The organism is Pseudomonas sp. S07E 245 (genome assembly GCF_019599025.1).
Taxonomy (GTDB): Bacteria; Pseudomonadota; Gammaproteobacteria; order Pseudomonadales; family Pseudomonadaceae; genus Aquipseudomonas; species Aquipseudomonas shirazensis.
The window spans coordinates 2,147,069-2,165,313 of sequence record NZ_CP080625.1; the positions used below are offsets into that span (position 1 = coordinate 2,147,069).

At 61.0% G+C, this 18,245-nt stretch carries 28 protein-coding genes and 1 tRNA gene; 23 read left to right on the forward strand and 6 right to left on the reverse strand.

The features are described from left to right. Positions 1-19: 19 nt before the first annotated feature. From K3F44_RS09965 to K3F44_RS09995, 7 genes are all read left to right on the forward strand, one after another. Complete coding sequence (locus tag K3F44_RS09965) at positions 20-448, forward strand: hypothetical protein (RefSeq protein ID WP_220633950.1); 429 nt, start codon at positions 20-22, stop codon at positions 446-448. Next, positions 445-672, forward strand: coding sequence for a hypothetical protein (locus K3F44_RS09970; protein ID WP_220633951.1), 228 nt, complete (start codon positions 445-447; stop codon positions 670-672). The genes K3F44_RS09965 and K3F44_RS09970 overlap by 4 nt, the downstream gene beginning before the upstream one ends. Then, the gene (locus K3F44_RS09975) at positions 669-890 is read left to right on the forward strand and encodes a hypothetical protein (RefSeq protein ID WP_220633952.1); all 222 of its coding nucleotides are present in this window, start codon (positions 669-671) and stop codon (positions 888-890) included. The genes K3F44_RS09970 and K3F44_RS09975 overlap by 4 nt, the downstream gene beginning before the upstream one ends. Positions 891-1,409: 519 nt before the next feature. Further along, the gene (locus K3F44_RS09980; protein ID WP_220633953.1) at positions 1,410-2,534 is read left to right on the forward strand and encodes a hypothetical protein; all 1,125 of its coding nucleotides are present in this window, start codon (positions 1,410-1,412) and stop codon (positions 2,532-2,534) included. 10 nt (positions 2,535-2,544) lie between these two features. Further along, positions 2,545-3,309: an ERF family protein gene (locus K3F44_RS09985; RefSeq protein WP_220633954.1), complete on the forward strand. Its 765-nt coding sequence runs from the start codon at positions 2,545-2,547 to the stop codon at positions 3,307-3,309. Continuing rightward, positions 3,293-3,910, forward strand: a complete 618-nt coding sequence (locus K3F44_RS09990) for a YqaJ viral recombinase family protein (RefSeq protein ID WP_220633955.1) — start codon at positions 3,293-3,295, stop codon at positions 3,908-3,910. Before K3F44_RS09985 ends, K3F44_RS09990 begins: the two co-directional genes overlap by 17 nt. Positions 3,911-3,987: 77 nt before the next feature. Then, positions 3,988-4,440 (forward strand): hypothetical protein, encoded by a 453-nt coding sequence (locus tag K3F44_RS09995; RefSeq protein WP_220633956.1) that lies wholly within the window; start codon positions 3,988-3,990, stop codon positions 4,438-4,440. A gap of 74 nt (positions 4,441-4,514) precedes the next feature. Here K3F44_RS09995 and K3F44_RS10000 read toward each other — a convergent pair whose 3' ends face one another. Beyond that, a complete protein-coding gene (locus K3F44_RS10000) occupies positions 4,515-4,748 on the reverse strand; it encodes a PLDc N-terminal domain-containing protein (RefSeq protein ID WP_220633957.1) in 234 nt (77 codons plus the stop codon). 120 nt (positions 4,749-4,868) lie between these two features. On the opposite strand from K3F44_RS10000, the gene K3F44_RS10005 reads away from it, so the two are divergent. Further along, positions 4,869-5,183, forward strand: a complete 315-nt coding sequence (locus K3F44_RS10005; RefSeq protein ID WP_220633958.1) for a hypothetical protein — start codon at positions 4,869-4,871, stop codon at positions 5,181-5,183. A 3-nt stretch (positions 5,184-5,186) separates the two neighbouring features. Here the strand turns inward: K3F44_RS10005 and K3F44_RS10010 are convergent, their stop codons facing one another. Then, positions 5,187-5,462: a hypothetical protein gene (locus K3F44_RS10010; protein WP_220633959.1), complete on the reverse strand. Its 276-nt coding sequence runs from the start codon at positions 5,460-5,462 to the stop codon at positions 5,187-5,189. A 114-nt stretch (positions 5,463-5,576) separates the two neighbouring features. Between K3F44_RS10010 and K3F44_RS10015 the strand changes: the two genes are divergently transcribed. From K3F44_RS10015 to K3F44_RS10025, 3 genes are all read left to right on the forward strand, one after another. Then, positions 5,577-6,122 carry a hypothetical protein gene (locus tag K3F44_RS10015; protein WP_220633960.1) on the forward strand — a complete coding sequence of 182 codons (546 nt, stop codon included), beginning with the start codon at positions 5,577-5,579 and terminating at the stop codon, positions 6,120-6,122. Between the two features lie 63 nt (positions 6,123-6,185). Further along, entirely contained in the window at positions 6,186-8,129 is a 1,944-nt protein-coding gene (locus tag K3F44_RS10020; protein WP_220633961.1) for a DNA cytosine methyltransferase, read from the forward strand. A gap of 154 nt (positions 8,130-8,283) precedes the next feature. After that, on the forward strand, positions 8,284-8,730 hold the full coding sequence (locus K3F44_RS10025) for a hypothetical protein (RefSeq protein WP_220633962.1): 447 nt from the start codon (positions 8,284-8,286) through the stop codon (positions 8,728-8,730). A gap of 39 nt (positions 8,731-8,769) precedes the next feature. On the opposite strand, the gene K3F44_RS24820 is transcribed toward K3F44_RS10025, so the two are convergent. Continuing rightward, positions 8,770-9,069 (reverse strand): hypothetical protein, encoded by a 300-nt coding sequence (locus K3F44_RS24820; protein ID WP_259407052.1) that lies wholly within the window; start codon positions 9,067-9,069, stop codon positions 8,770-8,772. 178 nt (positions 9,070-9,247) lie between these two features. Here K3F44_RS24820 and K3F44_RS10030 point away from each other — a divergent pair, with 178 nt between their 5' ends. From K3F44_RS10030 to K3F44_RS10065, 8 genes are all read left to right on the forward strand, one after another. Further along, a complete protein-coding gene (locus K3F44_RS10030) occupies positions 9,248-9,571 on the forward strand; it encodes a hypothetical protein (RefSeq protein WP_220633963.1) in 324 nt (107 codons plus the stop codon). After that, positions 9,568-9,924 (forward strand): hypothetical protein, encoded by a 357-nt coding sequence (locus K3F44_RS10035; RefSeq protein WP_220633964.1) that lies wholly within the window; start codon positions 9,568-9,570, stop codon positions 9,922-9,924. Before K3F44_RS10030 ends, K3F44_RS10035 begins: the two co-directional genes overlap by 4 nt. After that, entirely contained in the window at positions 9,921-10,169 is a 249-nt protein-coding gene (locus tag K3F44_RS10040; protein ID WP_220633965.1) for a hypothetical protein, read from the forward strand. The genes K3F44_RS10035 and K3F44_RS10040 overlap by 4 nt, the downstream gene beginning before the upstream one ends. A 94-nt stretch (positions 10,170-10,263) precedes the next feature. Next, on the forward strand, positions 10,264-10,482 hold the full coding sequence (locus K3F44_RS10045; protein ID WP_220633966.1) for a hypothetical protein: 219 nt from the start codon (positions 10,264-10,266) through the stop codon (positions 10,480-10,482). A gap of 43 nt (positions 10,483-10,525) precedes the next feature. Next, on the forward strand, positions 10,526-11,299 hold the full coding sequence (locus K3F44_RS10050; RefSeq protein WP_220633967.1) for a site-specific DNA-methyltransferase: 774 nt from the start codon (positions 10,526-10,528) through the stop codon (positions 11,297-11,299). Positions 11,300-11,355: 56 nt separating this feature from the next. Beyond that, complete coding sequence (locus K3F44_RS10055) at positions 11,356-11,772, forward strand: hypothetical protein (protein ID WP_220633968.1); 417 nt, start codon at positions 11,356-11,358, stop codon at positions 11,770-11,772. A 39-nt stretch (positions 11,773-11,811) separates the two neighbouring features. Next, positions 11,812-12,048, forward strand: a complete 237-nt coding sequence (locus tag K3F44_RS10060) for a DUF4224 domain-containing protein (protein ID WP_220633969.1) — start codon at positions 11,812-11,814, stop codon at positions 12,046-12,048. 3 nt (positions 12,049-12,051) lie between these two features. Then, complete coding sequence (locus K3F44_RS10065; protein WP_220633970.1) at positions 12,052-13,116, forward strand: integrase; 1,065 nt, start codon at positions 12,052-12,054, stop codon at positions 13,114-13,116. A gap of 101 nt (positions 13,117-13,217) precedes the next feature. Here K3F44_RS10065 and K3F44_RS10070 read toward each other — a convergent pair. Then, positions 13,218-13,291: transfer RNA gene (locus K3F44_RS10070), tRNA-Cys, on the reverse strand. 152 nt (positions 13,292-13,443) lie between these two features. Then, complete coding sequence (gene sohB / locus K3F44_RS10075; RefSeq protein ID WP_101323058.1) at positions 13,444-14,463, reverse strand: protease SohB; 1,020 nt, start codon at positions 14,461-14,463, stop codon at positions 13,444-13,446. A gap of 197 nt (positions 14,464-14,660) precedes the next feature. On the opposite strand from sohB, the gene K3F44_RS10080 reads away from it, so the two are divergent. The 4 genes from K3F44_RS10080 to K3F44_RS10095 all read left to right on the forward strand — a co-directional run bounded on the left by K3F44_RS10080 (position 14,661) and on the right by K3F44_RS10095 (position 17,819). Beyond that, on the forward strand, positions 14,661-15,371 hold the full coding sequence (locus K3F44_RS10080; protein ID WP_150568823.1) for a histidine phosphatase family protein: 711 nt from the start codon (positions 14,661-14,663) through the stop codon (positions 15,369-15,371). Between the two features lie 54 nt (positions 15,372-15,425). Then, entirely contained in the window at positions 15,426-15,743 is a 318-nt protein-coding gene (locus K3F44_RS10085; protein WP_101320731.1) for an SCP2 sterol-binding domain-containing protein, read from the forward strand. 217 nt (positions 15,744-15,960) lie between these two features. After that, positions 15,961-17,028 (forward strand): phosphotransferase family protein, encoded by a 1,068-nt coding sequence (locus K3F44_RS10090; protein WP_150568822.1) that lies wholly within the window; start codon positions 15,961-15,963, stop codon positions 17,026-17,028. A 23-nt stretch (positions 17,029-17,051) separates the two neighbouring features. Further along, positions 17,052-17,819 carry an SDR family oxidoreductase gene (locus K3F44_RS10095; RefSeq protein WP_150568821.1) on the forward strand — a complete coding sequence of 256 codons (768 nt, stop codon included), beginning with the start codon at positions 17,052-17,054 and terminating at the stop codon, positions 17,817-17,819. A 9-nt stretch (positions 17,820-17,828) separates the two neighbouring features. Here K3F44_RS10095 and K3F44_RS10100 read toward each other — a convergent pair whose 3' ends face one another. Continuing rightward, positions 17,829-18,179, reverse strand: coding sequence for a hypothetical protein (locus K3F44_RS10100; protein ID WP_101320737.1), 351 nt, complete (start codon positions 18,177-18,179; stop codon positions 17,829-17,831). Positions 18,180-18,245 lie beyond the last annotated feature (66 nt).

An 18,245-nucleotide genomic window follows, 5' to 3' on the forward strand; every position in this document is an offset into this window, starting at 1 on the left:
CCACCACCTGGAGGCGACCATGGGCGCACTTCGAGCAGCACAGTTTGAGTACGACAACCGCCTCCCGCCGGCGGTGAGCGACGATGACGCCGATCAGGCGGAGTGGATCGAAACGAACGCGGCTCGGCTGGTTCTTGGCTACCGCATCATCTGGGGTTATCGCGGCGAGCGCGGCGAGGTCACTCAGGCCGATATGGCGAGGGCTGTTCAAGATCACCTGAACAATCGCCAGATTGAGGGCCTGGATACCAAAGACGCATTCGGCCAGCTGGTAATGGCGGGCACCGGTACCGGCAGCGCTGGCTTAATTCTGGGCCTGTGCACTTACCTCCTCGGCGGACCGAACGCTCTCACTGAGATCGCAGCCGACCTGCTGCGGCCGCACGCCGCCAAGGCAGTGGCCGCTGAGCGCGAACGCGAGCGCGATGAGCAGGAGTGCGGATTTTGAAGGCCGCCGCCCAGATGCACGCCCTGGCGATCGGCGAGGTGATGTCCCAGCTTGAACAGCTCGCCAAGTCGCCCCCCCCCGTACCTGATCAGACCTTTGTCTTCGGCATGCTTGAGGGCTTCGAGAAGATCGGCCTCTTCGATCTCCAGACCCTGACCCGCATTCGGACAAAGGTCGTCGTCACCACCACCCAACGTGTTGAGCAATTGAGGGAGCCAGCATGACCACACCACTGATCACCACGCTAATTGACGAGCAGATCGCCGAATTGCCCGAGGCCCAGGCATTGCCCGAAGGTCGTGTGCTGATGCTGTTCACCGGGCCGACCATGTTCGAAGCCAAGCGCGCGGCTGCTGAGGCGTTCATCGAGAATCCCGAGGCCTGGAGCTGCCGCGCCTGCCTCTGCGGTGAGTGGACCGTCGGGTATGAGGTTCGGGCATGAGCCACACCCACGATCCAGCTCCTAGCGATAGAGCGCGGCAGTTCATCCGATGGTGCGCTGAGCACATCCTTGAATGGCGAGAGCCTTACGTCAGTTGCGCTCGCTTCATAGGCAGTAAGAGCAAATGGTGGAGGAACAACGTGGATTGGCGCGAGCACCACAAGTCACTGTCGCCGAACCTGTGGGCCGTATGCACCAAGCGCCAGTGGCTCGAAGCGAGGGCGAAGTTGTGACCCGCTACCAGCGCGCCCGCCGCCTTGTGATATGGCGAGGCTCCTTCTCTGCCCTCTTCACCTGCACCGTATTCATGCTCGCCAGCGCACTGGCTGGCTCAATCACTTCCTGATCACACATCCGGCGCACGGCGGACCCTCGGGATAACCGTACCCCTTCGGGAGCGTAAGCGGCGAGAGCGCGCAACCATCCACCGCAGCCAGGGCCTTGAGCGTACCTCCGTGCCTGGGTGACCTGGCATTCCCTATTTCAACTGACGGCGCCGGCCTGGCGCGAGGTGTACCAATGTCCGCACAACAGAAACTGATCAAGATCGAAGAGATCAGCGAGGCGAACGCCCCGGCCATCTACGTGGCCGGCGGCCTGCAGCAATTCATCAGCCTGGTGAAGGGTGAGGTCGAAGGCGAAGTGCCCGACCTGACCACTCGCAAGGGTCGCGAACGTATCGCCAGCCTGGCCGCCAAGGTCAGCAAGTCAAAGACCGCCGTCGAGAAGCCCGGTCGCGACTACCTTCGCCGCCTGAAGGAAATGCCGAAGGTCGTCGAGGCGGAATTGCGCGAGTTCGTCACGGAAATGGACAAGCTGCGCGACGAGACGCGCCGGCCGCTGACGGAGTGGGAGCAGGCCGAGGCGGCGCGGATCGCTCGGCATGAGCAAGGCGTGGCCGCTATCAAGGCTGAAGGCACTGAGCTGGGCCTGTTGGACGCCGAGGACTTACTGGCTCGGATCGGCCGTGTCGAAGGAGTGACTCTGGGTCCTGACTGGGAAGAGTTCGCCGCTGAGGCCGGCCAGGTAAAAGACCAGGTGCTGGCCGCGCTGCGCGAAGCTCTGGCTGCGCGACAGAAATACGACGCCGAGCAAGCCGAGCTGGCCCGCCTGCGCCGTGAAGCAGAAGATCGCGCCGAGCAAGACCGCATCCGACTGGCACAGGAAGCGGCTGTCGAGGCTGAACGCCAACGCGTGGCGCAGGAGCAGCAAGCTGAACGCGAAGCCGCAGCCCGCCGAGAGCAGGAGCTGATCGAACAGGCTGCCACACAAGAACGCGAGGCCGAGAATCAGCGCCTCCAGCTCAAGTTGCAGGCCGAACAAGCCGAGCGCGCCCGCATCCAGGCCGAGGCCGACCGCGTTGCCGCCGAGCAGCGGATGGAGCAGGAGCGCCAGGCCGCCGTCCGCCGGCAGGAAGAAGCTGCCGAGCAAGCGCGCCAGGAAGAGCGCCGCCGGGCCGACGCAGCAGCAGCCGAAATCGTCCGCCAGCAGGAAGCCCGTGAAGCCGACAAGGCCCACAAAGCCAAGATCAACCGCGCTGCACTGGAAGCATTCATCGCCGGCGGCATGCCCGAGTCCTGCGCCAAGCAAGCGGTCACCTTGATTGCCCAGCGCAAGATCCCGAACATCGCCATTTCCTACTGAGGTAGCAGCCATGAGCAGCACCATCATTATTCCTGAGCAGCGCCGCCAGCCAGTAGTGGCGGCAGCACCCGTCGACAGTAGTATCCTGGCTGTGATCAGTCGGGCCGCAACCGATCCGACCTGTGATATCGACAAGCTTGAGCGCCTGATGGCGATGCACGAGCGCATGCAAGCCCGTGACGCCGAGGCTGAGTTCAACGCCGCCATGGCAGCCATGCAGAGCGACATCCCAAGCATCGCCGAGCGCGGCGCCATCGTCGTGAACGGCCAGAAGCGCAGCGACTACGCGACCTTCGAAGACATCAACGATGTGATCAAGCCGATCATGCAGACGCACGGCTTCGCGATCACCTTCAAGGTCGAGAACTTGCCCGCCGGCCTAAGCGTCACAGGCATCCTGATGCACCGTGCTGGTCACCGCGAAAGCACGACCATGCTCCTGCCGCTCGACACCAGCGGCAGCAAGAACGCGGTCCAGGCGGTCGGCTCATCCACCAGCTACGGCAAACGCTATGTCATGAGCGCGCTGCTCAACCTTACCACCCGAGGCGAGGACGATGACGGTCATGCCGCGGTGCCGACGGCAAACGTCACCACCGTTCAGGCGTCCGGCATCAATGCCCTGCTCGAGCGCTGCACCGAGAAAACGCGCGACTGGTTCACAGGCGAATACGGCTCTGCCGAATGCGTGCCGAAGGGCCGTCACGACCTGCTCGTCGCTCAACTGAACAAGGCCATCAGGGCTGCGGAGGCTGCAAATGCGGATAGTCAGTGACGTTGAGCAATGCACCCAGGCGTGGCTGGATCTGCGCCTGGGCATCATCACCTGCAGTGAACTGGACTGCCTTCTGGTGAATGGCAAGGGCCAGTCAGGCTTCGGCGCCGGCGCCTTCACCTACATGAATACGCTAATCGGCGAGCGCATCACCGGCGAAGCCGCCGATCCGTTCAGCGGAAATCGGCATACCGAGCGCGGCCATGAGCTGGAAGGTGTTGCCCGGGGCCTGTACTGCGACAGCGAAGAGGTCGAAACACATCAGGTCGGGATAATCCTCAACCACGGCATCGGCTACTCGCCAGACGCTCTGGTAGGCGAAGACGGCCTGACCGAGATCAAGACCAAGCTGCCGAAACTGCAGGTCGACGTCATCTTGGGCGGCGAGATCCCGAAAGAGCACGTTGCACAGTGCCAGGGCGGGCTTTGGGTGTCCGAGCGCGAGTGGATCGACTTCATCTGCTACTGGCCGGGCATGCCTCTGTTCGTTAAGCGTGCCTACCGGGACGAGGCGATGATCCGCAAGCTCTCTGAGCGCGTGAAAACCTTCTACGAAATCCTCGACGAGCGCATGAATCGGGTGCTCGGCATCGCAGCTTAGGGGGGGGCAGTATGAACCCATCAATCGACTTGGAGGCAGCGAAAGCTGCCTTTCTCTCATCTGGGGGAAGCATTGTTGTGCTTGAGGGCTTCCAGTATGTGCCGCCTCGCCCGCACCGCGATGTCGAAAAGGTGCAGACCCCCAAGCCAAAGCCACAGAGCGCAAAGAAGAAGCGGCGCCACGAGCAGCTTGTCTACCTGCGTTCGCTGGCCAAGACCATGACCTGCGCAGAGGCGCGTGAGCGAACCGGGCTATGCCGGACCACTCTGTACCTGGCAGCCGTCGAAGGTGGTTTCTCATTCCAGCCCGAGCCGCGCACTGCGCGCTCAACAGGTGAACGACAGTACGCCAGCCTCGAAGCCGACAAGGCACTGGCCCAGCAGATCACCGAGCTGCGCGACGCCGGGCTAAACCGGACCCAGGCCAAGGCCAAGCTCGGAATCTCCGACCGCAAGTTCTGCCGCGTCATCCATCTGTTCGGCGTCGACTACCCCAAGGTTGAGGGCAAGCGATGCGACGGACCAATCTGAAGGTTCGCCAGCGCCGCCGGCAAGAACAGTTGCACCTGCCGTCCAGCGGACTTATTTCAGAACCCAAAGAAGCTTCAACCTTTGCTGTGCTCTGGGGATGTAGGCCCTGCACCAGGCTTGATGCCACGTGGTCCGGCGATCCCCCATACAACCAGCCCGACTACGGGGAAAACCACGATACCCAAGAACCAGGCTACCTTGACGCCACCGGACTTGTCGCTTCGGAAAACACTCACGATGGCCCACAGGTCTACCAAAATGACGATCACCGCAACGGCAATCCAGAAATAGCTGACAGGATCTGACATGACTGCTTCCTCCTCGTTTGATAAAGGGTTGGCAACGTGCCGTATACAGGGTTCAAAAGATCGGAGCGTCAGACGACAGCATCCTGAGCAGGACGTGGAGAGGTTTGAAGGAGTTGCCGTATGGCTATGACACAACAAGTGCGGGACGAGAAACGCCGGGCCAAGGCAGCCAAGCTGCAGGAAGAAGACCTGCGCTTGAAGGTTCGACCAGGGACTAGACAGGCCCTGCTGGAATTGATGGAGTGGGCCGGGATCGAGGAACAGGGCGAGGCGATGACGTTGATGATTCATCACCTGCATGGGCTTGGCCCGGGCGGAGCGCTGCCGCTGCTGGAACCGCCGCGCCACGAAATCACGGTGTCACCATCTGTGGCGCGTAAGTTGGAACTGGCCTACCTGAAGGAGAAGATGCGAATCCAGCCAGATGACCAATGATAATCAGTCCTTGCCCTCAAACAGAGTGATTGTGACGCCGTTTTCCACATCCGGATCCTGAGAGTACGTTTGACTGACTTTTTCGAGATGGCACGAGAAACCTCCTTCCCCCCACGAGACATCAGCTAACCCTCCGTTGCTGAACGAAATGCGGTGAAAGACCCGACCATCACGTTGCTCGATTTGGTGCTCAGTCACTTGGTCAATGCTTTTGATGGAAATACCTGTGATGGTTTCCGCCAAAGTCACTACGCCATCTTTCATTGTAAAACTTGGCATTGATCACTGCTCCTATGTTCCGGCCCTTTACCGGGACCCCGTAATACCCCATCCCAAACCAAATTGCCACCATGCCGCCCGGCCACGGAGGGCGGCACATGCATGGAGAAAGCCATGAACGTCGAGATATCGACCGTCACCAAGCTGCTGATCACCGGGGCCGAAGGCCTGGACCCTATCAGCGTGTACCTTGAAGACCTGTCACCCTGCAAAGGCAAGATCACCGTCAGCTGCTACGACAAGACCTGGCACGCCTACTGGGGAGGCATGTGGGACGGCCTGACCATTGGCCAGTTTTTCTGCAAGCTGCACGACGCCTACATCATCGGCTACTTCGACCGGGCGCTGAGCTCTCGCCGGTTCAGTGCTGAAGCGCTTGCCGATAAAGCGCGGAAGGTGATCGTGCAAATGCGGCGTGACAGGGATCTGGACGCAGAAGACGCCCGGAGCCTGCTCGACGAAGCAGAGGATGTTCGCTACACCAGCTCGCTCGATGAGTGCGGCGGCGCCCACCGCGAGTTCATGCACCGCGTCTTCGGTGACGACTGGTGGAACCTGCCGGCCGACGCCATGGAGCGCAACCCCGACTGGGACTACCTCTGCCGCATCATCGCCACAGTTCAGCAGGCCCTGGCCAAGCAGTTCCCGATCGCCGCCTGACCCGCGCTGCCCGCCAGCGCCTTCCCCTATTCAACGATAACGCCTCCCCGGCGAGGAACGCCCATGTCTGCATTCCAGAAAAAGAACACGCTCGACTTCAAAACCCAATATGGCCTTGGCTTCGACCCGCAGGACGATGAGATCGTCGTGGACTTCTTCTGTGGCGGTGGCGGCGCCGGTACCGGCCTCGAGATGGGATTGAGCCGCGCGGTAACGGTCGCCAAGAACCACAGCCCGGCGGCGATCAGCATGCACACCGCCAACCATCCTGCCGCGCGGCACTTCACCACGGACGTTTTCGATGGTGATCCCGACGAAGAGTGCCAGGGCCGGCCAGTGGGCTGGTTCCACATGAGCCCGGATTGCACCCACCACAGCCAAGCCGCAGGCGGCCAGCCGCGCAAGCGCGAGATCCGCAATCTGTCATGGATCGGCCTCAAGTGGGGCGGCAAGAAAAAGCCCCGGGTCATGAGCCTGGAGAACGTGAAGCAGATCCTGCAATGGGGCCCACTGATTGCCAAACGCGACAAGGCCACAGGCCGAGTGATGAAGCTGGACGGCACAGTGGCTGCGATTGGAGAGCGCGTTCCGGTGCACCAACAGTTCCTCGTGCCCGACCCGAAACGTCGCGGCACCACCTGGCGGCGGTTCGTACAGCTGCTGGAAGGCATGGGCTATCAGGTCGAATGGCGCGTGATCAAAGCCTGCGACTTCGGCGCGCCGACCAGCCGCGAGCGACTTTTCATGATCGCCCGCTGCGACGGTCAGCCGATTGTGTGGCCGGAGCCAACACACGCCAAGCACCCTGCGAAGGGACAGCAGAAATGGCGCACCGCCGCCGACTGCATCGATTGGACCGTGCCGAGCAAGAGCATCTTCGGCCGCAAGAAGGATTTGGCCGGCGCCACGCTGCGAAGGGTAGCCAAAGGCATGAAGAAGTTCGTGTTGGACAACCCGCAACCATTCATCGTCCCGATTGCAAACTGGTCTGGCGAGCTGGCCCAGTCAGCGCAGGAGCCGCTGCGCACCGTAACGTCCTGGCCTCGCGGTGGATCATTTGCCATGGCCAGCCCAATCATCGCCCCCGCGACCCATCAGGGCAGCGATCGCGTCAACGACCCGGCAGAGCCGGTGCCGACCATTACCTGCGCCAACCGCGGGGAGCTGATGATAGCGAGCCCGATTATGGTTGGTGCTGGCGGGCCGATTTATGCGGGCCACCCAGTAACAGCCGACCAACCCATGGGCACCCTGATGACCCGTAGTCATCGCGCACTCGCATCAGCGCACCTGGTGAAGTTCCGATTCAACAGCGAGGGCTCCGCCATAACCGATCCCGTACCGACCATCACCAGTGGAGGAAACTACAAGCGCCCAGCCGGAGCGGCGCATGCCATGGGCGTTTGCACGGCCTTCATTGAGCAGGCGAACGGCGGTTTCAACACGACACCAGCCAAGGGCGCAGATGAGCCGCTCACCACGGTCACCAACACCGGCAGTCAGCAGCGCTTGGTGACTGCAAATCTGGCCACGCTGCGTAAAAACTGCGTGGGCAGAGGTGTCGATGAGCCGGTGCCGACGATGACCGCCGGCGCCGAGCATCACGCGCTGATCGAGTACAAGCTGTCGCCCGAGCACGAGGAAGGCGCCCTTCGGGTTGCGGCATTCCTGGTCAGCTACTACGGCACAGAGAACGTCAGCGCTTGCGATGCCCCAGCGCCCACGATCACCACCAAGGATCGACTCGCCCTGGTGACCGTATTCGTGAAAGGCACCCCGTACGTGATCGTCGACATATGCCTGCGGATGCTGCAACCGCACGAGCTTTACCGCGCCCAAGGCTTCCCGGCCAGCTACATCATCGACAAGGGTGCAGACGGCAAGCCGTTCACCAAGACCCAACAGGTGCACATGTGCGGCAACAGCGTCAGCCCGCCGCCGATGGCTGCGCTGGCCCGCGCAAACGACCCCTGGAGGATCACACAGAGCCAATCGGAGGCCGCATGAAGCCAATCCCCCGCTCCTACTCCCGGCCCCGAGTCGGCATGCCCCAGTTCCAGCTCTCAAATACGTGCGACGAGTGCGGCGGTAGTCGCGCCCACGGAAACCACAAGGCCTGCTCGAAGAAGCGACAGGCAAGGTATCAATCGGAGAATCGAGCATGAGCAATAACCAGATGGTCATCGTCCCGCGTGAGCAATTAGCGAGGGTCCGCGAATGGATCGAATCCGCTCGTGATGGCGTCCTGTACCCAATCGCTCGAGACTTCGACGGCGTGGTTGGGCGCAATGCCGAGGGCCTTGGTCAAGGCACTCCAGAGCTCTTGGATTTGATAGATGGATTGCTGGCAGCCAAGCCGGCCGAGCAGCACCAGGTAGCGCCAGAGCTGACTGATGATCTCCGCGAGATCCTAGGCCGCCCGAACTTCACCTGCCACTTCATCGCCAAGGCGCTGCGGGTTATGGGCCATTCGATCGCCCACAAGTCCGAAGATGAGCAGGCCGTGGTGATTCACTGGCTGCTCGGCATTTACTTGAAGCATGGCCCGGATTGGCGCCAGCGCGCGGCCGCAGAGCTGGAGGAAGCAAGCCAATCATTGAATACCTGATCGACCCGCTCTCCCCGAACAGCCCTGCAATCCAGACCACTATCGCGCTGCAGCGCTGACCCTGGCAGTCGGTGCACCGTTCACGGCTATCTGACGGGCTCGGCCGACTCCCCAAACAAGGGCCCTAGTCATCGACTCGTGGGGCCTTGACTCGTATGCCTCTTCGTAGATTGGCATACCAGAAGCCGCGTACACGCCAACAAACAACTGCGTATTACCGGTACGAGACAAGCGAACCTGGACGTCAATGACCGTCCCGTCATCGAGTATTTCATCGTGCATTCGATGGTGAAGGGTCGGATCAGCCCAAGTCCAAAATACATTCCCTCGAATCCTCATGTCGCCCTCCTTCGACTCGCTTTAATGGTTGTTCCCTCAGCAACTTTATCTAACCAACGACGACAGACAACCTTTAATGTCCGATATGCGGACTGCGTCTGACAACCGGCAACTTTTCTTATACCGAATAAATAATTTGTACAACTTATTGCCGCGATATGGCGGCCAAGGAATCGTCATGCCTGAAGAAATGAAGATGATCCAGCCGGCGCCGGTTGTGCGTGATGAACACGGCTTTTGGACCCACCCGGCCTGGCCCTCCACCGACGATGAATTAATACCGTACTCCTGGTTCGATGACCGCGGGCTGGACATCAAGCAGGTTGATTTCGAGTACGACGCATCCGAGACCCTGCAAGCGGCCTGGTATCAGGACGGCACCGCAGACTGCACCACCTGGAATCCGAGCCAGCCAGCCGGCGATGGCTGGTTCACCTTCTCGATCCACGACACAGAGGACGGCCCGATCTGCGTTTGGGTTCGCCACAAGGTGGCACCATGACCCGCCTCGCCCTCTGCCTCCTGCTGCTGGCCACCCTGTCCGGCTGCCGTGAGGCTACACCGCCACCAACCTCGTCCGTTATCAGCGGCTTCAAAGTGGAGAAGCTCTTCAGCACTGAAGGCTGCTCGGTCTATCGATTCATCGACGGAGGGTACCGGCGCTACTTCACCAACTGCTCAGGGTCGGCCTCCTGGTCTCAAGACTGCGGTAAAGGCTGCCCGTCGGCGCAAGAGATATCGGGCGGCAGCCACCAGGCCGGCAACGAGCGCCAGCTCTCCCCGCACGAAAAAGATTCAGGACCTACACCCGCACTGGCGCCTGGGCGCTGGATTGATGAGAGGTATGAGCTGTGAAAGACGCATCAGCACTAGGCCGCGACATGTGGATCATGCTCCGGCCAACCTTCGACGATGTTGCAGAGGCGAACGGATTCGACGGACCAATCGAAAAAGGCCAGCTCTGGGCCGGATTCATGGCGGCGGCAAACGGGGCCATGTATGCGCAGCTGGGCGCTGCCAACGCTCGCATTATCAACGATGCAATCCGCGACGCTGTTACGGACGTTGCCCGAAGCAAACTCCAGGTTGTGAAGCCATGACCTACCTGATCGAAGCGAAGACCTGCACCTGCCCATCCGGCGCCGGCTCACTGCGCTGGCCGTGCCCGGCTCATCCGCCAGAGGAGAAGCAGCCATGAATGATCTTGCTATGTGGCTGGGTTACGCGGTCATGGCTTGCGCCGGGGTAGCCTTAGTCGCCCTCGTGCTCTTCGTTCTGTCCTACGCCTCCATAACGATCGTGAACAAGTGGATCAAGGCCATGATGCGCGCCTATGACCTGAACACGCTGCGCAAGACAATGCGCAAGCTCGAGGCGGAAGGAAAGGTACGCAAAAAGGAGTTTCAGCCATGATCGCCCTCGCCTACATGGCCTACCTGATCGCAAGGGGGCCGCGATGAGCGAAGTCAGCCTGTACCACGGCGAGTGCCTGGAGGTGATGAGGTCGATCCCAGACGCCAGCGTCGACCTGGTGCTGGCTGATCTGCCCTATGGCACAACGCAGTGCGCCTGGGATGTGGTGATTCCTTTTGCCCCCCTGTGGGAGCAGTACTTGAGAATTGCCAAGCCCGAAGCGGCAATCGTGCTGTGTGCGGCTCAGCCTTTCAGCTCACTGGTGGTCGCCAGCAACCCCCGTGACTACCGCTACGAGTGGATCTGGGAGAAAGGCAACGCCACCGGCTTCCTCAACGCCAAGAAGCAACCGCTCCGGGCGCATGAGAGCGCCCAGGTCTTCTACCGGCGCCAGCCGGTGTACAACCCGCAAATGACGACCGGGCACGAGCGGCGTACGGCAAAGCGGAAAACGGTCAACTCGGAGTGCTACGGCAAGGCCCTGGCGCTCACCGAATACGACTCCACAGACCGGTACCCGCGCTCGGTTCAGTTCTTCTCGAGCGACAAGCAGACCGCCAACTTCCATCCGACTCAAAAGCCAGTCAGCTGGATGCGGTTCCTGATCGCTACCTACACCAACCCCGGGCAGGTAGTGCTCGATAACACGATGGGCAGCGGCACGACCGGCGTCGCCTGCATCCAGATGGGCCGGCGCTTCATCGGCATCGAGCAGGACGAGGCGCACTTCGGTACCGCGCAGCAACGCATCGCCGAAGCCATCACAATTCGCGACACCCAGGCAGCGCAGATCGAACTGTTCGAAGCGCGAGCCTAACCCCTCCCCCTACAACTCAAGCCCGCCGACATGCGCGGGCGTGGAGAGCTATTGCCATGACGAAAGAAGAATTGGCCGCCCAATTGACCGGTCTCGAGTACCCCACCCGCATACCTGGCTCGCTGATCGTCGCGGCACAGAGCGCCGGCCTGGTGATTATCTGCGGGGCCAGCGACGACCTGATGGAGTTCTACGGCGCCCGCCGCGAGGAGATCGGCTGCTACGACGGCGGTACCGCCTTCGTTGACGCAGATGGCGTACTGCCCGACCGGGACTGCTTGGATGGCGATGAAGAAATTGCCGAGTACGTGCAGCGCCAGAAGTCAGCCAAGGCGATCGAGGCGCTGTGGTGCAAGGAGGACGGCTACAGCTGGACCTACAAGACCGACATCCCGCACGCGACCTTCGAAGTCGTTGAAGACGGACAGCCCTACTGCCGCGGGATCGTGTTCGCGCTGGCGGAGCTGGCCTGACCACCAACCTGCCGCCACCGGCGGCGTGGAGACCATCCCATGGAACACACCAGCGAGATCCTCGACGAGGAGGAAGTGGCGCGCCTAACCGGTTACCAAATCCCAAGCAAGCAGATCGCCTGGCTTGCGAACAACGGCTGGCAATACACGCTCACCCGGGCCCGGCGGCCGATAATCGGCCGGATGTATTTCCGGATGAAAATGGCAGGCGTGAAGCCGAATGCCACGAACACAACAACCGAAACCTGGACTCTGGACTTATCGCGCGTGGGGTAAAGGATGCGCAGCAGGAAGGCAACGAACAAGGATCTGCCGCCACGGATGTTGCGGCGGGTCCGGAAACTGAAAAGCGGAAAACTTTGGGTTGGCTACTACTACGACGGGAGGGATGCAGACGGGAAGCGGCAGGAGGTGCCGCTGGGGACTGACCTCGCTGAGGCCAAGCTGGAATGGGCGCGCCTTGAGCACAAGGCAGCACCGAAGGTGATGGCGAAGATGGGTGAATTGTTCGACCGCTACGACCGGGACATCATTCCAGGTAAGTCGCCGCGCACTCAGAAAGACAACAAGTACGAACTGGAGCGCTTGCGCAAGGCATTCGCGGACGCCCCGATTGAGGCAATCACTCCACCGGTCATTGCTCAATACCGCGATGCACGCTCAGCAAAGACCCGGGCAAACCGGGAGATCGCCCTGCTCTCTCACGTATTCACGATGGCGATGGAGTGGGGATTCGCCGAGCGCAACCCGTGTTTGGCGGTTCGCCGGAACAAGGAGAAGGTACGCGACTTCTACGCGGCTGACGAGATATGGGACGCGGTGTACGCAGAGGGTGACCAAGGGCTGAAAGACGCCATGGACCTTGCGTACCTGGCTGGCCAGCGCCCTGCTGACACGCTGAAGTTCAGCACCGTCGACCTGGACGAGGACTTCTTGTGGGTGGACCAGAACAAAACCGAGAAGAAGCTGCGCATCAGGCGGCACCTGAATGGGGAGCTTACTGGCCTGGGCCGGTTCATTGATGCCCTGCTGGAGCGGCGCAAGCTGCAGGGCGTGCGAAACTCTCGCCTCATCACCAATGACTCAGGCCTGCGCATGAGCTGGGAGATGCTGAGGAACCGCTTTAGCGAAGCCAGGGACAAGGCGGCAAGAAAGCTCACCGCTGACGGCAACACCGACCTGGCGGGGAAGGTTCGTCAGTTCCAGTTCCGCGACATCCGCCCGAAAGCTGCATCGGAGATCGAGGACCTCGGCCAAGCCAGCAGGCTGCTGGGACACTCGAAAGAGGAGATCACCAAGCGGGTCTATCGCCGTGTCGGCGAGGTGGTCAGCCCGACCAAGTAACCTGCTGATGCGGAAACGATGCCTGATGATGCGGAAACGATGGGGTTTTCCAAACCACAAAGAAAAACCCCGCAGACGTTAATCTGCGGGGCTTTCAAATATGGAGGCCGAGGTCGGAATCGAACCGGCGTAGACGGATTTGCAATCCGGAGCATAACCACTTTGCTACTCGGCCTCAAAGGTTGGATCTAGCGGCTTGCGCCCTGCTATCTCCTTGAAACTTCAGCGCTTTTCAAGCTTGCTGCGCTTCAATGGACGCCATTATGTCTGCATTCGCTTGGCCTTGCAACCCCAATCTCAGAAAAAATCTTCAAGGGGTTCAAGGTGTTAGCGTAAGCGGCCGAGCTTGCTCCACAGCCCCACCAAGGTGTTCTCAACCGCGCCGCTGGCGGCCACACCAATGCGCTCCTGCAAGCTTTTGCGTTCGGCAAACCGCAGGTGGTAAAGGTTGGCTTCACGGGCGCGGTCACTGAGGTATTCGTCGCTGGTGCGCAGCTCATCAACCAGCTGCATGTTCAGCGCCGCAACACCCAGCCAGACCTCGCCGGTGGCCACCTCGTCCATATGCAGCTGCGGGCGATAACGACCAACAAAGTCCTTGAACAGCTGATGGGTGACGTCGAGGTCTTCCTGGAACTTCTCGCGGCCCTTCTCGGTGTTCTCGCCGAATACGGTCAGCGTGCGTTTGTACTCACCGGCGGTCAGCACTTCAAAATCGATGTCGTGCTTTTTGAGCAGGCGATTGACGTTTGGCAACTGAGCGACCACGCCGATCGAGCCAAGGATGGCAAACGGTGCGCTGACGATCTTGTCGCCGATGCAGGCCATCATGTAACCGCCGCTGGCAGCTACCTTGTCGATGCACACGGTGAGTGGGATACCGGCCTGACGGATGCGCGCCAGTTGCGACGAGGCCAGGCCATAACTGTGCACCAGCCCACCGCCGCTCTCGAGCCGCAGCACGACTTCATCACGCGGGGTGGCGAGGGTCAGCAGCGCGGTAATTTCATTACGCAGACTTTCGGTGGCAGAGGCTTTGATGTCGCCATCGAAATCAAGAACGAAGACCCGCGCCTTGTCCTCGCCCTTGGCTTTCTTCTGCTGCTTGTCGGCCTTGGCCTGCTGCTTGCGCAGGGCCTTGAGTTGAGCCTTGTCGAACAGGCCCGCCTCGAGCCGCTCACGCAGCGCCTTGTAGAAGTCGTTGAGACGGGTGACCTGCAACTGCCCGCCGGGCTTGCCGCGGCCTTTGCCGCGCAGGCCGGCAATAGCCGAAAGCACCACCAGAAAAGCAATCACCAGGGTGGCGGTTTTGGCGAGAAAGCTTGCGTATTCTGCAAGAAACTCCACGTTGACTCCTTTATAAATCAGCACCTGCACGGTGCGAAACTGCTGCCAGCATACCGGGGCGTACCGGGCACTGCCAGCAGGCGAAAACGCTGGCAACATCTTTCAAACAAGCTTTTCAAACGCTTGTATGTTTTTTCGTTGACAGCCACTCTGGCGCATCCTAACCTCCCAGCAACTTCACTCGGCCGGATATCGATGTGGGCAACCTCTACCTGATCCGACATGGCCAAGCCTCGTTTGGTGCCACCGACTACGACGTACTGTCGCCGGTCGGCGTGCGTCAGAGCCAGGCTTTGGGCAGCCATCTGGCCAACCTCGGCTTGCGCCTGGATCGTTGCATCGCCGGCGACCTGCGCCGGCAACAGGACACCGCCCTGCTCGCGCTCGAAACCATGAGCACCCTGGGCTGCGCGGTGCCGGCGCTGGAGACCGATGCCGGCTTCAATGAATTCGACGCCGACGGGGTGATTCGCACACTGCTGCCGGCGCTGCTGCCAGAGGAGCCGCGGGCGCTGCATGTGCTCAGCAACGCTGCGCAAAACCGCAGCGAGTTTCAGCGCCTGTTTGCCTTGATGGTGCAGCGCTGGCACGACGGCCAGCATCCGGCCGATGGGCTGGAGAGCTGGGAGGCTTTTACCGGCCGCCTGCGCAGTGCCCTGCAGCGGGTGTTGGACGCCGCCGACAGCGGCGACAACGTGGCTGTTTTCACCTCGGGCGGCAGCATCGCCGCCCTGCTCCACCTGATTACCGGCATCACCCCCAGCCAGGCGTTTGCGCTGAACTGGCAGATTATCAACACGTCGTTCAGCCAGCTGAAGTTTCGCGGCCATGACGTGGCACTGGCTTCCTTCAACTGTCAGGCCCATGTGCAGCTGTTGAAGGCGCCGGAGCTCATCACCTATAGGTGAGCCCGGCCTGTTGTGTCCCTGCGGACGCGAATTTCACTTAACAAGGAATACACCATGAGCGATGTAGCTAAAGCCGTCGAAGCGATGAAAGCCAAGTTCAATCCCGCTGCTGCTGAAGGCCTGGACCTGGTGTTCGGCTTCAACATCACCGACGAAGACAAGCAGTACGCGCTGGTCGTCAAAGACGGCACCTGCGACATCCAGGAAGGTGAAAACCCAGACGCCAACTGCACCCTGGTGCTGGACAGCGAGACCCTCAAAGGCATCGTCAGCGGCGAAACCGATGGCATGCAAGCGTTCATGGGCGGCAAGCTGCGCGTTGAAGGCGACATGATGCTGTCGATGAAGCTCAGCGAGCTGTTCCCTGCCTGAGTGGCAACGACGACTGTCTGAAAGAAACCGAAGCCTGCACCGGCTTCGGTTTTTTTTTGCCTGCTACGGCGCTCATCGCCCAATGTAGGTAATGCACATCAAGCGTACTGATCAAGCGCCAACACGCCTGCCTATATGGCGACTGGCACGCTTGTTCCATTACAGCAGGCCGATTAGATTAGCCAATAATCCTCGATACCGAGAATAAGGATCACGCATGACGCTGACTGACCAGTCCACCCAGGTACGCCCCGGCGAAGAACTCGATGCCAGCGTCATCGATCCCTATCTCAAAGCTCATCTGCCTGGCCTGGAAGGCATGCCGCTGATCAGTCAGTTCCCAGGCGGCGCCTCTAATCTGACCTACCTGGTCAGCTACCCACAGCGTGAGTTCGTGTTGCGGCGTCCGCCCTTTGGCGCCAAAGCCAAGTCAGCGCACGACATGGCTCGTGAGTTTCGTATCCTCAATCAGCTCAACAGCGGTTTTCCTTACTGCCCCAAGGCGTACCTGCACTGCACCGACGAAAGCCTGATCGGCAGCGAGTTCTACCTGATGGACCGGGTCGAAGGGATCATCCTGCGCTCGGACATCCCGCTGGAGCTGGGCCTCGATGCCCAGCGCACCGAAGCCCTGTGCAAAAGCTTCATCGACCGTTTGGTGCAATTGCATCAAGTGGATTACCGCGCCTGCGGCCTGGCTGACCTGGGCAAACCCGAGGGTTACGTGCAGCGCCAGATCGAGGGCTGGATCAGCCGCTATGAGCAGGCCGCCACCCCGGATGCACCGCGCTGGCAGCAGGTCATGGACTGGCTGCGGGCAAAGATGCCAGCCGACCACCCGCGCTCAGCCATCGTGCACAACGACTACCGCTTCGACAACGTCATCCTCGACGCAGCCAACCCGATGCAGATCATCGGCGTTCTGGACTGGGAGATGACCACCCTCGGTGACCCGTTGATGGACCTGGGCAACAGCCTGGCTTACTGGATCGAGGCCGACGACCCCGCCCCCATGCAACTGATGCGGCGCCAGCCAAGCAACGCTCCGGGCATGCTCAGCCGGGCGCAGTTCGTTGCCTACTACGCCGAGCGCGCCGGCATCCGCATCGACAACTTCGACTTCTACTATTGTTATGGACTGTTCCGCCTCGCAGGGATCGTCCAGCAGATCTATTACCGCTTCCACCACGGCCAGACGCAGGACAAACGCTTCGCGCAGTTCATTCACATGAACCGCCTGCTTGAGCAGATGGCGCTGCAAGTGATCGGCAAGTCCGCACTTTGACCACACACAACAAGGGACACAGCATGGCCAAGACGCAACTGTTCGACCTCGACGGCAAGATTGCCTTCGTCTCCGGCGCCAGCCGCGGCATCGGCGAAGCCATCGCCCACTTGCTGGCGCAGCAAGGCGCGCATGTGATTGTCTCCAGCCGCAAGCTGGACGGCTGTCAGCAGGTCGCCGACGCGATCATCGCAGCCGGCGGCAAAGCAACTGCAGTGGCCTGCCATATCGGTGAGCTGGAACAAATCCAACAGGTGTTTGCCGGCATTCGCGAGCAGTTCGGCAGGCTCGACATCCTGGTCAACAACGCGGCCACCAACCCGCAGTTCTGCAACGTGCTGGACACCGACCCAGGCGCCTTTCAGAAAACCGTCGACGTCAACATTCGCGGTTACTTCTTCATGTCGGTAGAGGCCGGCAAACTGATGCGTGAGCACGGTGGTGGCAGCATCATCAACGTGGCCTCGATCAACGGCGTGTCCCCGGGGCTGTTCCAGGGCATCTACTCGGTGACCAAGGCCGCGGTGATCAACATGACCAAGGTGTTCGCCAAGGAGTGCGCGCAGTTCGGCATCCGCTGCAACGCCTTGCTGCCAGGCCTGACCGATACCAAGTTCGCCTCGGCACTGGTCAAGAATGACGCCATCCTCAACGTCGCCCTGCAGCAGATACCGCTCAAGCGTGTGGCGGCGCCCAGCGAGATGGCCGGCGCAGTGTTGTACCTGGCGAGCGACGCCTCGAGTTACACCACCGGCACCCTGCTCAATGTCGACGGTGGTTTCCTGTCCTGAGCCGGCCGGTTACAGGCAGGTCGCCGCAGCAGCCCGGCGGCGCAGTGCGGTGGTGTCGGCTTTTTGCGCGTAATAGTCGACGCGTGTGCCACCGTCTTGCGGATAGATGTCGGCAAACGACTCTGCCTCACGGGTATAAACCGTCAAGCCGCCACTCTTGCGCGGCTGCAGGTAACCACTGGCGTCGACCCCAAAGACAGCCTCATCCTGCCAACTGAACTGGATGCATTGGGCAACCAGTTCCGCAGCCTTTTGCGATTTCAGCTGTGCAGTCGGCGCAGTGCCGCGCGCGGCATCCATGGTCGACGAGGCACACCCCAGCAGCATCAATGCTGCGGCCATCGGCACAATTGCACGCATGTTTCATCCTCGTAGGCAAAAAAGAACGCGACTCTAGCATTTGCGTGCCTGCACAAGTGAATTCTC

Excerpts from the sequence above, each read along its gene's own strand:
- K3F44_RS10085 (WP_101320731.1), top strand. The coding sequence starts at position 15,426 with ATGAGCGATGTAGCTAAAGCCGTCGAAGCGATGAAAGCCAAGTTCAAT.
- K3F44_RS09990 (WP_220633955.1), top strand. The coding sequence starts at position 3,293 with ATGCGGATAGTCAGTGACGTTGAGCAATGCACCCAGGCGTGGCTGGAT.
- K3F44_RS09965 (WP_220633950.1), top strand. The coding sequence starts at position 20 with ATGGGCGCACTTCGAGCAGCACAGTTTGAGTACGACAACCGCCTCCCG.
- K3F44_RS10065 (WP_220633970.1), top strand. The coding sequence starts at position 12,052 with ATGCGCAGCAGGAAGGCAACGAACAAGGATCTGCCGCCACGGATGTTG.
- K3F44_RS09975 (WP_220633952.1), top strand. The coding sequence starts at position 669 with ATGACCACACCACTGATCACCACGCTAATTGACGAGCAGATCGCCGAA.
- K3F44_RS10000 (WP_220633957.1), bottom strand. The coding sequence starts at position 4,748 with ATGTCAGATCCTGTCAGCTATTTCTGGATTGCCGTTGCGGTGATCGTC.
- K3F44_RS10100 (WP_101320737.1), bottom strand. The coding sequence starts at position 18,179 with ATGCGTGCAATTGTGCCGATGGCCGCAGCATTGATGCTGCTGGGGTGT.
- K3F44_RS10060 (WP_220633969.1), top strand. The coding sequence starts at position 11,812 with ATGGAACACACCAGCGAGATCCTCGACGAGGAGGAAGTGGCGCGCCTA.
- K3F44_RS10005 (WP_220633958.1), top strand. The coding sequence starts at position 4,869 with ATGGCTATGACACAACAAGTGCGGGACGAGAAACGCCGGGCCAAGGCA.
- K3F44_RS10095 (WP_150568821.1), top strand. The coding sequence starts at position 17,052 with ATGGCCAAGACGCAACTGTTCGACCTCGACGGCAAGATTGCCTTCGTC.
- K3F44_RS10050 (WP_220633967.1), top strand. The coding sequence starts at position 10,526 with ATGAGCGAAGTCAGCCTGTACCACGGCGAGTGCCTGGAGGTGATGAGG.
- K3F44_RS09985 (WP_220633954.1), top strand. The coding sequence starts at position 2,545 with ATGAGCAGCACCATCATTATTCCTGAGCAGCGCCGCCAGCCAGTAGTG.
- K3F44_RS10020 (WP_220633961.1), top strand. The coding sequence starts at position 6,186 with ATGTCTGCATTCCAGAAAAAGAACACGCTCGACTTCAAAACCCAATAT.
- K3F44_RS10035 (WP_220633964.1), top strand. The coding sequence starts at position 9,568 with ATGACCCGCCTCGCCCTCTGCCTCCTGCTGCTGGCCACCCTGTCCGGC.
- K3F44_RS10010 (WP_220633959.1), bottom strand. The coding sequence starts at position 5,462 with ATGCCAAGTTTTACAATGAAAGATGGCGTAGTGACTTTGGCGGAAACC.
- K3F44_RS10015 (WP_220633960.1), top strand. The coding sequence starts at position 5,577 with ATGAACGTCGAGATATCGACCGTCACCAAGCTGCTGATCACCGGGGCC.
- K3F44_RS09980 (WP_220633953.1), top strand. The coding sequence starts at position 1,410 with ATGTCCGCACAACAGAAACTGATCAAGATCGAAGAGATCAGCGAGGCG.
- K3F44_RS10090 (WP_150568822.1), top strand. The coding sequence starts at position 15,961 with ATGACGCTGACTGACCAGTCCACCCAGGTACGCCCCGGCGAAGAACTC.
- K3F44_RS24820 (WP_259407052.1), bottom strand. The coding sequence starts at position 9,069 with ATGAGGATTCGAGGGAATGTATTTTGGACTTGGGCTGATCCGACCCTT.
- K3F44_RS10045 (WP_220633966.1), top strand. The coding sequence starts at position 10,264 with ATGAATGATCTTGCTATGTGGCTGGGTTACGCGGTCATGGCTTGCGCC.
- K3F44_RS10030 (WP_220633963.1), top strand. The coding sequence starts at position 9,248 with ATGCCTGAAGAAATGAAGATGATCCAGCCGGCGCCGGTTGTGCGTGAT.
- K3F44_RS10025 (WP_220633962.1), top strand. The coding sequence starts at position 8,284 with ATGAGCAATAACCAGATGGTCATCGTCCCGCGTGAGCAATTAGCGAGG.
- K3F44_RS10055 (WP_220633968.1), top strand. The coding sequence starts at position 11,356 with ATGACGAAAGAAGAATTGGCCGCCCAATTGACCGGTCTCGAGTACCCC.